At 68.9% G+C, this 13,052-nt stretch carries 10 protein-coding genes; 1 reads left to right on the top strand and 9 read right to left on the bottom strand.

Annotation, left to right across the window (positions count from 1 at the left end; translation table 11 throughout):
- Nucleotides 1-102 precede the first annotated feature (102 nt).
- The 3 genes from ABDV68_RS04750 to ABDV68_RS04740 all read right to left on the bottom strand — a co-directional run bounded on the left by ABDV68_RS04750 (nucleotide 103) and on the right by ABDV68_RS04740 (nucleotide 3,581).
- Nucleotides 103-969, bottom strand: a complete 867-nt coding sequence (locus ABDV68_RS04750; protein ID WP_343518508.1) for an alpha/beta hydrolase-fold protein — start codon at nucleotides 967-969, stop codon at nucleotides 103-105.
- Nucleotides 970-1,064: 95 nt separating this feature from the next.
- On the bottom strand, nucleotides 1,065-2,453 hold the full coding sequence (locus tag ABDV68_RS04745) for an amidase family protein (protein ID WP_343518507.1): 1,389 nt from the start codon (nucleotides 2,451-2,453) through the stop codon (nucleotides 1,065-1,067).
- A gap of 90 nt (nucleotides 2,454-2,543) precedes the next feature.
- Nucleotides 2,544-3,581, bottom strand: a complete 1,038-nt coding sequence (locus ABDV68_RS04740; RefSeq protein ID WP_343518506.1) for an ornithine cyclodeaminase — start codon at nucleotides 3,579-3,581, stop codon at nucleotides 2,544-2,546.
- 132 nt (nucleotides 3,582-3,713) lie between these two features.
- Here ABDV68_RS04740 and ABDV68_RS04735 point away from each other — a divergent pair, with 132 nt between their 5' ends.
- Nucleotides 3,714-4,184 (top strand): Lrp/AsnC family transcriptional regulator, encoded by a 471-nt coding sequence (locus ABDV68_RS04735; protein ID WP_343518505.1) that lies wholly within the window; start codon nucleotides 3,714-3,716, stop codon nucleotides 4,182-4,184.
- Here the strand turns inward: ABDV68_RS04735 and ABDV68_RS04730 are convergent.
- The 6 genes from ABDV68_RS04730 to ABDV68_RS04705 all read right to left on the bottom strand — a co-directional run bounded on the left by ABDV68_RS04730 (nucleotide 4,171) and on the right by ABDV68_RS04705 (nucleotide 13,028).
- Nucleotides 4,171-5,487: an MFS transporter gene (locus ABDV68_RS04730; RefSeq protein ID WP_343518504.1), complete on the bottom strand. Its 1,317-nt coding sequence runs from the start codon at nucleotides 5,485-5,487 to the stop codon at nucleotides 4,171-4,173. The two genes, ABDV68_RS04735 and ABDV68_RS04730, sit on opposite strands and share 14 nt — an antisense overlap.
- A gap of 67 nt (nucleotides 5,488-5,554) precedes the next feature.
- A complete protein-coding gene (locus tag ABDV68_RS04725; RefSeq protein WP_343518503.1) occupies nucleotides 5,555-6,283 on the bottom strand; it encodes an IclR family transcriptional regulator in 729 nt (242 codons plus the stop codon).
- A gap of 165 nt (nucleotides 6,284-6,448) precedes the next feature.
- Nucleotides 6,449-7,213 (bottom strand): SDR family NAD(P)-dependent oxidoreductase, encoded by a 765-nt coding sequence (locus ABDV68_RS04720; protein ID WP_343518501.1) that lies wholly within the window; start codon nucleotides 7,211-7,213, stop codon nucleotides 6,449-6,451.
- A 10-nt stretch (nucleotides 7,214-7,223) separates the two neighbouring features.
- Nucleotides 7,224-8,705 carry an aldehyde dehydrogenase gene (locus tag ABDV68_RS04715; RefSeq protein WP_343518500.1) on the bottom strand — a complete coding sequence of 494 codons (1,482 nt, stop codon included), beginning with the start codon at nucleotides 8,703-8,705 and terminating at the stop codon, nucleotides 7,224-7,226.
- A 190-nt stretch (nucleotides 8,706-8,895) separates the two neighbouring features.
- The gene (locus ABDV68_RS04710) at nucleotides 8,896-9,861 is read right to left on the bottom strand and encodes an alpha/beta hydrolase fold domain-containing protein (protein WP_343518499.1); all 966 of its coding nucleotides are present in this window, start codon (nucleotides 9,859-9,861) and stop codon (nucleotides 8,896-8,898) included.
- The gene (locus ABDV68_RS04705) at nucleotides 9,843-13,028 is read right to left on the bottom strand and encodes an amidohydrolase family protein (RefSeq protein ID WP_343518509.1); all 3,186 of its coding nucleotides are present in this window, start codon (nucleotides 13,026-13,028) and stop codon (nucleotides 9,843-9,845) included. Before ABDV68_RS04705 ends, ABDV68_RS04710 begins: the two co-directional genes overlap by 19 nt.
- Nucleotides 13,029-13,052: the final 24 nt, after the last annotated feature.

The following is a 13,052-nucleotide window of genomic DNA, read 5'->3' as shown; positions in this document are numbered from 1 at the left end:
CTCCGGGTTGCAGGGCATATCGGCCGTCCGACGAACCTACCCCTCCGTCAGCGCTACGCGGCGCCACCTCCCCCTCCGGGGAGGGTGCTTACCCGCCCACCCTCACGGCCAGTTGATCGCGAACCGCAGCGTTGTCGGCACCGCGCGCACGGGCACGGTCATGTGCCCCTCTCCCGCGAAGATCTCCGATTGCGTGCGCAGCCCAAAGGCCGACAGCGGCGCCATGCGCCGGACGAAATCCTCGGCATCCCAGCGCTCGAGGATCGCTTCCTCGCGGTCGCCCGCGACTACCAGCAGCCGGCTCGCCTTCGGTACGCTTCCCGCCCGCAGCCGGCCCACGAAGTCGCGTTCCTCCTTCAGGGTCAACGCCTCGTGCCAGAAGATCGACGGGCTCGCCGCGATGATCGCATGGAACGCGTCCGGTCGCGTATAGAGCACATGCAGCGCGAACAGCCCGCCTAGGGAATGGCCGAATAGCGACTGGCGGTCGGGATTGATCTTGTAGCGCTTGCCGATCTCGGTACGCAACTCACCGGTCAGGAAATCGCGGAACCTGTCCCAGCCCCCGCTCTTCGACTTGGCGAATTTGGCATAGGCGCCCGATGTCGTCGGCGCCCCGGTGAAATCGTCGATCCGCCGCACGTCATAGGCTTCGTCGGTGGGATAGCCCACGCCGACCACGATCGCCTTGTCGCCGGGCGACCATTCGGTCATCCGCCGCGTCTCCGCGAAGGAGGCGAACAGCGCGTTGCCGTCGAGCACGTAGAGCACTGGATAGCCCCCTTCGGGCGGAGCCGCTTTGGGGAAGGACAAGAAGATCCGATAGACCCCGCCATGCGCGGCCTTCATGTCGAACGTCGCGGTCTGCGGCATGGTATAGCCCGGCAGCGCCGCCGGCTTTTCCCGCCCCGATGCGGGCATGGCCAACGCCAGCGTCGCCATCATCGCAAGCGTCTTCGCACCAGTCATTGGCACCTCCCCAAGGATTCGCGCGTCAGGCTAGCCCCGCCCGGCCGATCGCCAAAGGCAACGCCGGGGTAAGCCGCAACGCAGAACGGGTAAGGTCAGGCGCCGAACGCCATCGGCGGCCACCGCCCCGCCCACGGGCTGGCGATCTCCAGCTCTTCGCCCAGCCCCAGCAGCAGCTCGTCTCCGCCCTGTGCCGCGGAGAACATCGCACCTACCGGCAGCCCTCCCTCCCCCGCGGACAGCGGCAGCGAGATGCTCGGCGTGCCGGTCATGTTGTGGAGGGGCGTGTAGTTCACATAGCCGAACAGCGCATCGAACAACGCGTCCGTCGGCCGAGTCGGCGCGAGATGGCCGAGCGGTGGCGGCACGCTCGCGGTGACTGGCGAGAGGACCACGTCGAACCGCTGATGGAATGCCGTGAGCGCCGTCGCACCGCGATCGATCTGCGCCAGCGCTTCGGCCAGCAGCTCCGGGGTCACGAGCGCGCGCCGCTCGGCCAGCCCGAGCGTCCAGGGTTCGAGCACGTCGTGCGCGCGATCGCCATAGTGATCGGCGACCTCGCCGCCGAGATAATCCCACAGCGTGGTGAAGCCGGTGAACATGGCCGCGCGGTCGATCGGCTGGCTGACCTCCTCGACACGATGCCCCAACGTCTCGCACAGCGCCGCCGCGCGCCGCACCACCGCCTCGACTTCGGCCTCCGGCCCGGTGCCGTCGAGGCCGATCAGGTCGAGCGCGATCCGCAGCTTCCGGCCGGCCGGAATCGCCGTGCCCTTCCCGGCAGGGCGCAGCAGCCGCGCCACCCAGATGGTGTCGCGCATCGACCGGCCATAGAGACTGTCGGAGCACAGGATGTCGTCGACCAGATTATAGGCGCGCGCGCGCAGGTTCCACCCGCGGCTCGGCTTGAATCCGACGATCCCACAGTTCGAGGCGGGAATGCGGATCGATCCGCCCGCGTCGCTCGCGGTGGCGAAGGGCACGAGCCCCGCCGCTACCGCAGCGCCGGCCCCGCTGCTCGACCCGCCCGAGCTGCGCGAGACGTCCCACGGATTGCAGGTCGGGCCGTAGAGCAGCGCCTCCCCGCTCGCGTTGAGCCCGAACTCGGGCATGGTGGACATTCCCACCGGCACCATCCCCGCGCGATCCAGCGCCCGTGCCAGGGGAAAGGCGCGGCGGGCGACCTCTCCCTGCTTCGCGCGCGATCCCGCCTCGCACGGGAAGCCGGGATATTCGAGCGAAGCCTTGAGCAGATAGGGCACCGCCGCCATCGCCGCCTCGCGATCCACCCGCGCCACGGCCTCACGCGCATGGCCGAAGGCGCGCACCGCCACCGCATTGAGCGCTCCGTCCAACGCCTCGATCCGCAGGATCGCCGCCTCGACCAGCGCCTGGACCGGCACCTCGCCGCGTCGCACCAGCTCGGCTTGGCCATGCCCATCGAGCCGCGCGATCGCGTCGGCCTGCGCAAGCGTCATCGACATGCGTATCTCATCCCCGAATTGCTGATCGATCTGCACAGCGAGCTCGACGATTCGTCCAGTCCGCCACCCGTTTCCCCGGCGCGTTACCCGTCACGCCGCGCGCGCGGCCACCTCCGGCGGCGCGACCAGCCCGAACAGGTCGCGCGGATCGGCGGGCGCGGTGATCAGGTCGAGCGTCTCGAACCGCCCGGTCTCCGTGGCGAGATCGCGCAGCAGCCGCAGCGCGGCGAAATCCTCGACCGCGAAACCGACCGAGTCGAACAGGGTGATCTCGTCGCGCCGTGTGCGCCCCGGCGCCGCGCCGCTGATCACCTGCCACAGCTCGGTCACCGGAAAGTCGGCCGGCATCTGCTGGATCTCGCCCTCGATCCGCGTCTGCTCGGTCAGCTCGACGAACACGCTCGCCCGCGACAATATGTCCTTCTGCAGCTCGGTCTTGCCCGGGCAGTCGCCCCCCACCGCGTTGAGGTGCATCCCCGCGCCGACCATGTTGTCGGAAAGGATCGTCGCATGCGCCTTGTCGGCGGTGACGGTGGTGACGATGTCCGCCCCCATCACCGCGCCGCCCGGCTCCTCGCACGCCGTCACGCGCACGCCCTGCGCGGCCATGTTGCGCACGAACTTGGCGGTCGCCGCAGGGTCGATGTCATAGACGCGCAGCGTCTCGATCCCCAGCACCGCGCGGAACGCCATCGCCTGGAACTCGGATTGCGCGCCGAGCCCGATGATCGCCATCGTCTTCGCATCGGGCCGGGCGAGATGCTTCGCCGCCAGCGCGGACATCGCCGCGGTGCGCAGCGCCGTCAGGATCGTCATTTCGGACAGGAACACGGGATAGCCCGTCTCGACCTCCGCCATCAGCCCGATCGCGACCACCGTCTGCAGTCCGCGCTCGAAGTTATACGGGTGCCCGTTGACATATTTGAAGCTGTAGAGCGCCTCGTCCTGCGTCGGCATCAGCTCGATAACGCCGCCGGGGCTGTGGCTCGCCAGCCGCGGAATGCGCTCGAACCGGTCCCAGCGGCGGAAATCCGCCTCGAGATAATCGGCCATGCGCGCCAGCACCGCTTCGATCCCGATCTGCGCTACGATCTGCCTGATCTGCGCCACGCCGACGAACTGCACCATTTGACGCCTCCTCTGCTCCGCCGGGATGCTAGGAGGCGTGGCGGCGCAGATGACAGAGGCATGCTGTGCAACTTCATGCGCACTTCTCGACAGCTTGCGCATGCACTCCGCGCAAGTTGCGGACCCGTCCGCGTGCGGAAACTGGCCCGTGACAAGCTGGCGCGGGGCGTCTCGACTGGATCGATGCACGAGCTCGACGATCTCGACCGCCGCCTGATCGCTGCCCTGCGCGAGGATGCGCGCATGCCGATCACGCGGCTCGCCGCGGTGCTCAAGGTATCGCGCACCACGGCGCAGGCGCGGCTCGACCGGCTGCTCGAGAGCGGTACGGTGCTCGGCTTCACGATCCGTGCGCGGCAGGCGAACGATCAAGTGCGCGCGGTGATGATGATCGAGATCGAGGGCCGATCGACCACCGCGATCATCAAGCGGCTGCGCGGCTTCCCCGAGCTCGCGGCGCTGCACACCACCAATGGCGGATGGGACCTGGTCGCCGAGATTACCGCCGCCAGCCTCGCCGATTTCGACCGCATCCTGCGCGAGGTGCGCCAGATCGAGGGCGTGCTGAACAGCGAGACGAGCCTGTTGCTCAGCAGCCTCTAGGGCGTCGCTGCGCCCATGGCAGCAGGAACACCATCGCGGCGGCGATCAGCCCGCCCAGCCCCATGGTGAGCGAGACGACGAGCAAGCTGCTGCCGCTCGCGAACAATGCGCCCGCGACGACGGGCCCAAGCGCCGATCCGCCGCGGCCCATGCCGATCACGAACCCCGTCCCGCTCGCGCGCAACGCTGCCGGATAGGTCTGCGCGAGGATCGGGTAGAGGCCGACCACCCCCGCATTGATGAAGAAGGCGGCGACGGCCGCAGTCGCGGACAGGCGCGCGAGGTCCGCGCCCGCAAGCCCGAACGCCCCGATCGCGACGAAGCCGACCAGCATCGCCCCACCCACCAGCGGCCGCAAGTTGAAGCGCTGGCTGGCCAAGCCGATCAGCACGGCGCCGCTGAGATTGCCGACATTGGCCCATACCAGCACGCGTCCGGCCTGCGCCGCGTCGAACCCCAGGTCGACGACGATCTTCGGAATCCACTTCTGGATGTAGTAGAAGAACAGGATCTGCGCGAAATACGCGATGGTCAGCAGGATCGTGATCCAACGAAAGTCGCGCGCGAAGAGCGACGCGATCGACGGCTTGACCTGCACCTTAGGCAGCGCTGGCAGCGCCGCCACCGCTGCATGCCCCAGCCGCGCGAGCGTGCGGTTGATCGTCTCCAGCGCGCCCGGCGGCCGCCGAGCGATCAGCGAGTCGATCGATTCGGGCAGGAACAGCAACGCGAGCGGGATCATCGCAGCGCTCGCCACGCCGCCCAGCATGAACACCGAGCGCCAGTCACCGGTCGAGGCGAGCAGCGCCGACGCCACCAGCCCGCCCAGGATCGCCCCGGTCGAATAGCCCGCGATGTTGAGCGCGACGTTCAATCCGCGACGCTTGTCGTTTGAGAACTCCGCCACCATCGCGCTGGTCGAGGAGAGCATGCCGCCGATGCCGACGCCGGTCAGGAAGCGGATCGCCGACAGCATCTCCACCCCGCTCGCGACGGTCGCCGCGAACATGCCCGCGGTCATCAGCGCAAGGCACCCCAGGATCGTCGGCCGGCGCCCGATACGGTCGGCGACGTTGCCGATCAGCACCGATCCCGCCGCCATGCCGAGCAGTTCCATCGACAGCACGATGCCCAGCGTGGCCCTGTCCACCTTCCATTCGGCGGCGATGCCCGGCGCGGCGAAGCTGATCGCCAGCACGTCGAACCCGTCGAGCGCGTTGAGCGCGACGCACAGCGCCACCACCACGATCTGCAGCCGGTGCATTGGCGCGGCCGCGATCGCCGCGCGCGGATCGTTGGTCATGTGCCCCTCCCGCCGGCGACGGTCCGCAATGGCCGCCCGGTCGCTTCGTTGAACCTGCCTGCTTGGCTTAGCCGAGCGTCGCGAGATGCCCGGCGACGATCGCGGCCATCTCGGGCCGCCGCTCGAGGCAGCGCGACACCGGCCCCACCACCACCACCGACAGTCGCCGGTCGCTCCCGGACAGCGGCATCGCCACGCCGGCCAGGTCGGGCGTGTATTCGATGTTGCTCTGGTGCCAGCCCATATCCGCGGCTTCCGCCAGCCGCGCCTCGACCGCCTCGGCGCTGTCCGGCGTAGTCGGCGACCAGCGCACGAAGTCGATCTTGCGGTAGAGCTTCTCGCGTTCCTCGCGCGGCATCTGCACCAACAGCGCGCGCCCGGCCGAGGTGGCGTGGATCGGCACCCGGTCGCCCACCTTGGCGAAGTAGCGCACCGGCTGTCGCGATTCGGCGACGTCGACGAAGGTCGCAAAAATCCCGGCCGGCGCGGAGATCGCGGCGGTCTCGCCCGTCGCCTCCATCAGGTCGCGGGCGAGACGCTGGAACTTCTCGGGCAGCGGTTCGGCCTGCGCCACCGCCTCGGCCAGCGCCAGCCAGCGCGGCGAGGGATAATAGGCGCCGCGCGCGCGCGGTTCGTAGAGATAGCCCATCGACGCCAGCGTGCCGATCAGCTTGAACGTGCTCGATCGCGGCCAGCCCAGATCGTCGGCCATCTCGGCAGGCGTCGCCGGGCGCAGGCGGCGCGCGAAATACTCCAGCACTTCGAGCGCGTTGGCGGCCTGACGGACGGTGTTCATGGCTGCCATATGACGCAAGCGCCGCGTCTTTGCGAGCGCGCCTGACGGCGCTGGGCGGCACCGGCCCGCTTCCCCGGCCGGCCATCCATAGAATAGTGGCGCTGGGTGGCCGGGTGGGGAAGCGGGCCGATGCCGCACTTGAATGCGTGAGCATTCGACAACAACTCAGCGCGCCGTGAAGCCGCCATCGACCGGCAACGCCACGCCGGTGACGAAGCTCGCCTCGTCCGAAGCCAGCCACAATGCCGCATCGGCGATCTCCTCCGCCTTGACCAGCCGCCCCATCGGGACATTGGCGATCAGCTTGGCCTCGTTGGCCGCGGCCTCCGCCGGATCGCCGCTACGCCCGGTGAAGCCGGCCTTCATCGGCGTGTCGGCGAGCCCCGGACACACCACGTTGACGCGGATCCCGTCGCCCGCCAGCGCCAATGCCAGGCTCTTGGTCAGCCCCACCACGCCCCATTTCGCAGCCGAGTAGATCGGGCTCATCATCGATCCCACCAGACCCGACACCGACGAGGTAAAGATGATCGATCCGCCCCCGCGCTTTCGCATGTAGGGTGCGACCTGCCCCGCTCCGAGCGCCGCCGCAGTGACGTTGAGGTCGATCGCCTTGCGATAGGCGTCGATGTCCAGATTCTCGACCGAGGCAGGGCCCGGCATCCCGGCATGGGCCCACAGGATATCCGCCCCGCCCAGCCATTCGGCGGCGGCGTGGATGCTGCCCTTCGCATCTTCCGGATCGAGCAGGTCGGCGGTGATGCCCGTCACCTTGTCCGCGCCGAACGCGGCGACGAGCGCGTCGAGCGCCTCGCGGTTGACGTCGATCGCCGCCACCTTCGCGCCCTCGCGCACGAAGCGTTCGACCCCAGCACGGCCTATCCCCGACGCAGCGGCGGTGACGATGGCGAGCTTGCCGTTCAGACGCATATGTACTTCCTCAGCTTGCGAAGGGATCGGGGAAGTTCCCGGTGGTGGAGACGATGGTGGTCTTGGTCTCGAGGAACGGATCGAGCCCCTCGATCCCGTTCTCGCGGCCCCAGCCGCTCGCCTTCACCCCGCCATAGGGGGTGGACCAGCGGATGTAGCGATAGGTGTTGACCCACACCATGCCGGCCTCGATCCGTGCCGCCACGCGATGCGCGCGCCCGGTGTCGCCCGACCACAGGCCCGCGGCGAGGCCGTAGGGTGTCGCATTGGCGATCGCGACCGCCTCCTCCTCGCCCTCGAACGGAATGATCGCGGCGACCGGACCGAAAATCTCCTCCTGCGCGATCCGCATGTCCGCCGAGACGCCGGCGAACACGGTCGGTTCGACGAAATAGCCGCCGGCGAGGCCGTCGCGATCGATGCGGTTGCCGCCGGTCACCAGCTCGGCGCCCTCGTCCCGGCCGATGCCGACATAGGACAGGGTCTTGTCGAGCTGCTGCGCGTGTGCCTGCGGTCCCATATGCGTCGCGGGATCGAGCGGCATGCCGACCCGCACCCGCCCCGCGCGCTCGCGGAAGGCCTCGACGACGCGCGCGTAAATCGAACGCTCGACCAGCACGCGCGAGCCCAGCGCGCAGCTTTGCCCGCACAATGCCCAGGCCGATCCGGTGGCAGCGTTGAGTGCGTTTTCGAGATCGGCATCGGCGAAGATGATGTGCGGCGCCTTGCCGCCGAGCTCGAACGTGCAGCGGGTCAGCGTGTCCGCGCCGGCCTTGAGGATCGCCTTCGCGGTCGATCCCTCACCGGTAAAAGTGATTTTGGCCACGTCGGGATGCGCCACCAGCCGCGCCCCCGCGACCGGCCCGTCGCCCGGCACGACATTGACCACTCCAGGCGGAAACCCCGCCGCCTCGAACAATCGCGCCAGCGCGAGCGAGGAAGCCGGCGTCGACTCCGCAGGCTTGAGCACAACCGTGCACCCGGCTGCCAGCGCGGGGCCGAGCTTCCACGCCGCCGCCATCATCGGCACGTTCCATGGCGTGATCGCCCCGACCACGCCGACCGGGTGTCGGGTGGTGAAGGCATGGACGCTCTCGTCCATCGGGATCGTCCGTCCGCCGAGCTTGTCGGCGAGCGACGCGAACCAGTGATAATATTGCGCGTGCAGCCCGATATCGCCGCGCGACTCGCGCACCGCCCGGCCATTGTCGCGCGTCTCGATCTCCGCCAGCGCATTCGCTTGGGTCGCATAGAGATCGGCGAAGTTGCGCAGCAGCGCCGCGCGCTCCCATGGCGGCATCGTGCGCCACGGTCCCTCGAACGCCGCCTTCGCCGCCGCGACGGCGCGATCGACGTCCGCCGCCCCGCCAAAAGCCACGTCGCCCCACGGCTCGCCGGTCGCCGGATCGATGCTCGGCCGCACGCCGCCATCGATCGGCGCAACCCATTCCCCGCCGATGAACAGCTTGTCGAAGGCTAGCCCGTTCAGCATCCCGACTCCAATAAATTTCTATATGGAGACTATTTTGTCTCCATATAGAAATTTATGTCAAGAGGGAGGAACCGAAGCCGCCCTGCTGGAGGAGATCCGAGTCATCGAGCTGAGCGCGAACAGCTGTACGGCGCCCGCCGAATATGGTTTCGATGCGGGCGAGATCGAACGGTGATCGCAGACGGCATCGTCAGCGGCTGAGGCACCCCGCCACGAACCGCGCCCCGTCGGCGATTCCCTGACGCGCCACCGCCGCGAGCGACATCGCCTCCAGAAAGCTGTGCGTCGTGCCGGGATAGACGATGGCCTCGGCCGCCACGCCTGCCGCACGCAGCCGGGCGTCCATCACCAGCGACTGCTCGGTCAGCAGGTCGCATTCGGGGATGACGAGAAGCACCGGCGGCAGCGCGGCAAGATCGGCGAGCAGCGGGCACGCCAGCGGATCGCTGCGCTCGCGCTCGATATCGGTCAGATAGTTGGCGTAATAGCTCACCGCTTCGGCGCGATCCATGATCGACCCCGGCCCGCCGAACCGCGCCTCGGCTTCGTCCGACACCGTCGTCGAGAAATAGCCATAATTGGACAGGATCGCACTGACCAAGCCCTCCTCCCCGCGGTCGCGCAACCGCAAGGCGGTCGCGAAGCTCAGATTCGCTCCAGCCGAGTCCCCGCCGATCGCCAATCGTGCCGGATCGACGCCGAGCTCAGCGGCATGCGTTCTCAGCCACAGCATCAGCGCCTCGATCCGGTTGAGCGCGACGGGATATTTGTGCTCGGGCGACAGCGGGTAATCGACCCCGATCACCGCGAACCCGCCCGCTGCCGCATATTCGCGCATCAGCCGGTCGTGCGTGTCGATCGAGAACAGCGTGAACCCGCCGCCGTGCAGGTAGACCAGCGCCGGCGCGGGATCGCCTGCGCCGTCGGGCAGGTACACACGCACGTGCAGCTTGCCCGCGCCGGGATCGAACACGCGCTCGATCGTTCGCGCCATCCGCGGCCCGCCCTCCGCCCAGCGCGCCCGTACCGCCTCGCATACCGCACGCTGTTCGGGGAAGCCGAGCGACTCCAGCGGCGGATGCTGCGCCCATTCCGCCCTCATCTCGCGCAGGAACAGCGCGATCTCCGGATCGAGCGTCACCTCACCGGCAGCCACTGCGCGTCCTTCCCCTCGGCGAACCACGGTGCGGGCAGCTTGCGCGCCACCGGCCACAGCTCGTCCAGCGTATCCGCATCGAACAACTGCCCGCCGCGCATCACCAGCTTCAGCGACCGCGTGTTGCGGATGTCCGCCAGTGGATCACGGTCGAACACGACCAGGTCGGCATATTTGCCCGCCTCCAGCGTTCCCATGTCGCCCAGTCGTCCGATCGTCTCTGCGGCGCCCGCGGTCGCCGCATGCAGCACCGCCATCGGCTTCATCCCGCCCAGCGTGTGCGCTTCCATCTCATAGTGGAATCCGATTCCCGGCTCGTCGCCGTGCGATCCCATCCCGACCAGCCCGCCGCTCTCCGCCAGCTTCGCCACGTCCGCTGCGAGCACCGGCATGCGCGAGGCATCGAGCGAGCCCCATTCGCGATGCCCAAGCTTGTGCGCGATCGCGGGCGGCGACCAGAAGCGCCTCACTTTCGCGTCCAGCGCGGGGTCGTATTTCGCGACATAGTAATGCCGCCCCGCCGGACCGCTGGTGTTGATCAGCAAGGTCGAGACATAGCTCGTCCGCGTCAGCGCATAGAGCTTGAGAACGTCCTCCTGCAGCGGCGCGATCGGCAGGGCATGCTCGTTGCCGGCATAGCCGTCGAGTATCTGCGTCAGGATCAGCTTGGGGTTATGGCTGCCCTCGGTGGTCGGCAGGATGCCCTGTTCGCGTGCAGCCATCGCGATCCATTGCCGCACCGTCCGGCTCTCGCCGCGATATTGCTTGATGTTCCTGAGGCCCCACGCCTCGCGATAGCGCCGCAGGATCGCGCGCGCCTCATCTAGCGAGGCGATCCGCTCCTTCGAGAACAGCGCCGGGCCGGTCGAGCGCAGCCGCGGCCCCACGATCAGCCCGGCATCGATCAGGTCCTGATAGGCGACCTGGTCGATCCCCAGGGTCGAGGGATCGAACGAGGTCGTCACGCCATAGGCCAGCCGCGCCCGCAGCCCCCAATCCTCGTACGAGATGACGTTGCGCCGCACTCCGCCGATATGATCGTGATCGTCGATGAAGCCCGGCGTAACCGTCTTGCCGTCGAGTTCGCGCACCGGCGTGCCGGGCGGCACCGCGAAGCTCCCGCGGGGCCCGATCGCGGCGATGCGGTCGCCGGCGACGAGGATGTCGGCATCCTCGACCACCTTGTCCCCGCCTGCCATCGTCAATGCGCGAGCGCCACGCAGCAACAAGCTCCCCGCCGGCTTCGCCCGCGGCAGCTCGGCGACCAGTTCGACATGAGTCTTCGGCACGGGCGCCTTCGCGTCGGGCAGCACCTGCACGAAATTCCCGACCGACCAGATCAGGCTGCCATCGGCGCGCCAGTCGAAATAATCGGCGCCCATGTCGGTCACCCGCCGCGCGGGATTGCCCGGCACGGTCAGGTCGACCTCGGCCTTGGGGTCGGCTGGCACCGGCACGACGTAAAGCTGCTCGCTGGTCTGCGCCGCGATCCACTTGCCGTCGGCGCTGATCCGCATATCGTCGGCGGTCGCCAGCACGTCGGTGAAGTAATAACCCTGCGCCTTCACCATAGCGACCCGCCGCTTGGCGCCGCTGGCGAGATCGATCGCCACCAGCCCGTCATCGCTCATCAGATGCGCGATCCCCGGCTGGCCGCTCACGAAATGCGGCTTCTGCCCCAGCCGGCCGCTGGCCACCACGCGCGCCACGCCGCCCGCCGCCGGGATCGCCACCAGCTCGCCCGGCCGCACCGCGCCGAACTCGAAGCTCGATTGCTGCCGCGCCGCCGCCGCGGAGCGCACCGCAAGGATCGTCCTGCCGTCCGGCGTGAAGGCAGGATGGGTATAGAAGGCCGGGACATCGCTCACCTTGACCGGCTTGCCCGAACCGTCCGCGGCGATCGTCCACACCGTCCCGCCCGCACCCTCGCTCCAGGTCACATAGACGATGCGCTTGCCGTCCGGGCTCCAGCTCGGCAGCGACGGTGGATCGCCGGCGATCGGCAAGCGCACCGCAGCGCCGCCGGCGAGCGGCTGCACATAGACGCTGCCCAGCGCCGCGAACGCCAGGCGCTTGCCGTCGGGCGACGGCGTCGTCCCCTGCGGCAGCTTGGCGCGCACCGGTCCATCTGCCTCGCGGAAGGAAATCCGCGTGGACGGTCCGACCTCGAGGCTCAGCTTGGCGGTGAATGGAACGCGCGTCGCCACCGATCCATCGACGGGTCGCCGCTCGATCTTGCCGTCCACGGCGATCAGGATTGCCTTGCTGTCGGGCGTGAAGGTGTAGCGCGGGATCAGGTCCATCCACGCCGCCCCGTTCATCAGATCGAGCGGCGCGGGGCCGAGGTCGCGATCAACGCCGGTCGCCAGCTCGCGCACCCGCAGCCGAGTCTGCGCCATCCGCCGCGTGGCGTAGGCGAGCAACTTGCCGTCGGGCGAGATCGCCGGGCGGAAGAAGGTCTCGCTCCCCGCTTCGCGCCCGCCCGAGCTGCCGACCACCGTCTCCTCTTCCCCGGTCGCCAGGTTGCGCCGGACGATCGTCCAGGGCACCGGCTCGTCGTACGACAGGTCGCCGACGCGCCGCGCGTAGTAGAGCCACTTGCCGTCGCGCGACGCGGCCGCGCCGAGCGTGCTCTGCCAAGCCGAGCGCGGCGCATCGGGCTTGAGCCTGGCCGGAGCGACCAGCTCGCCCAGGCCGCCGTCCACCGGATGCTTCCACAGTTCGTAGCGATCCCAGCGGATGCGCACCCGACTCACATAGATGTGGCGGCCGTCCGCACTCCATTCGGGCGAGCTGCGCACCGCACCGTCATCCTCCTCGGTGATCCGCCGCGCCCCGCTGCCGTCGGCGCGCGCGATCCACACATTGTCGCCGCCCGAGCGGTCGCTGACATAGGCGATCCACTTGCCGTCCGGCGAGAAGGTCGGCTGCACCTCGAACGCGATGCCTTGCGCGATCGGCACCGCGCGTCCGCCCTTGGCCGGCATCGCGTAGAGCTCGCCCAGCATGTCGAACAGGATCGTCTTGCCGTCGGGCGAAACGGCGAGCGACATGAAGGTGCCGCTCGACACTTCATATTCGAGCGTGCGCCGCTCCTGGAGAGGCAGTGCGTCGTCCGCCAGCACGGGCGCTGCCAGCACCGTCATCGAGAGCAGACCCAGCAACATGCGCTTCACGCCATCAACCCCGCG

It is taken from the genome of Sphingomonas sp., assembly GCF_039595165.1.
In the GTDB taxonomy this organism is placed as follows: domain Bacteria; phylum Pseudomonadota; class Alphaproteobacteria; order Sphingomonadales; family Sphingomonadaceae; genus Sphingomonas.
Note: the sequence above shows the minus strand (reverse complement) of the source record. Positions and strands in the feature narration are given on the sequence as shown.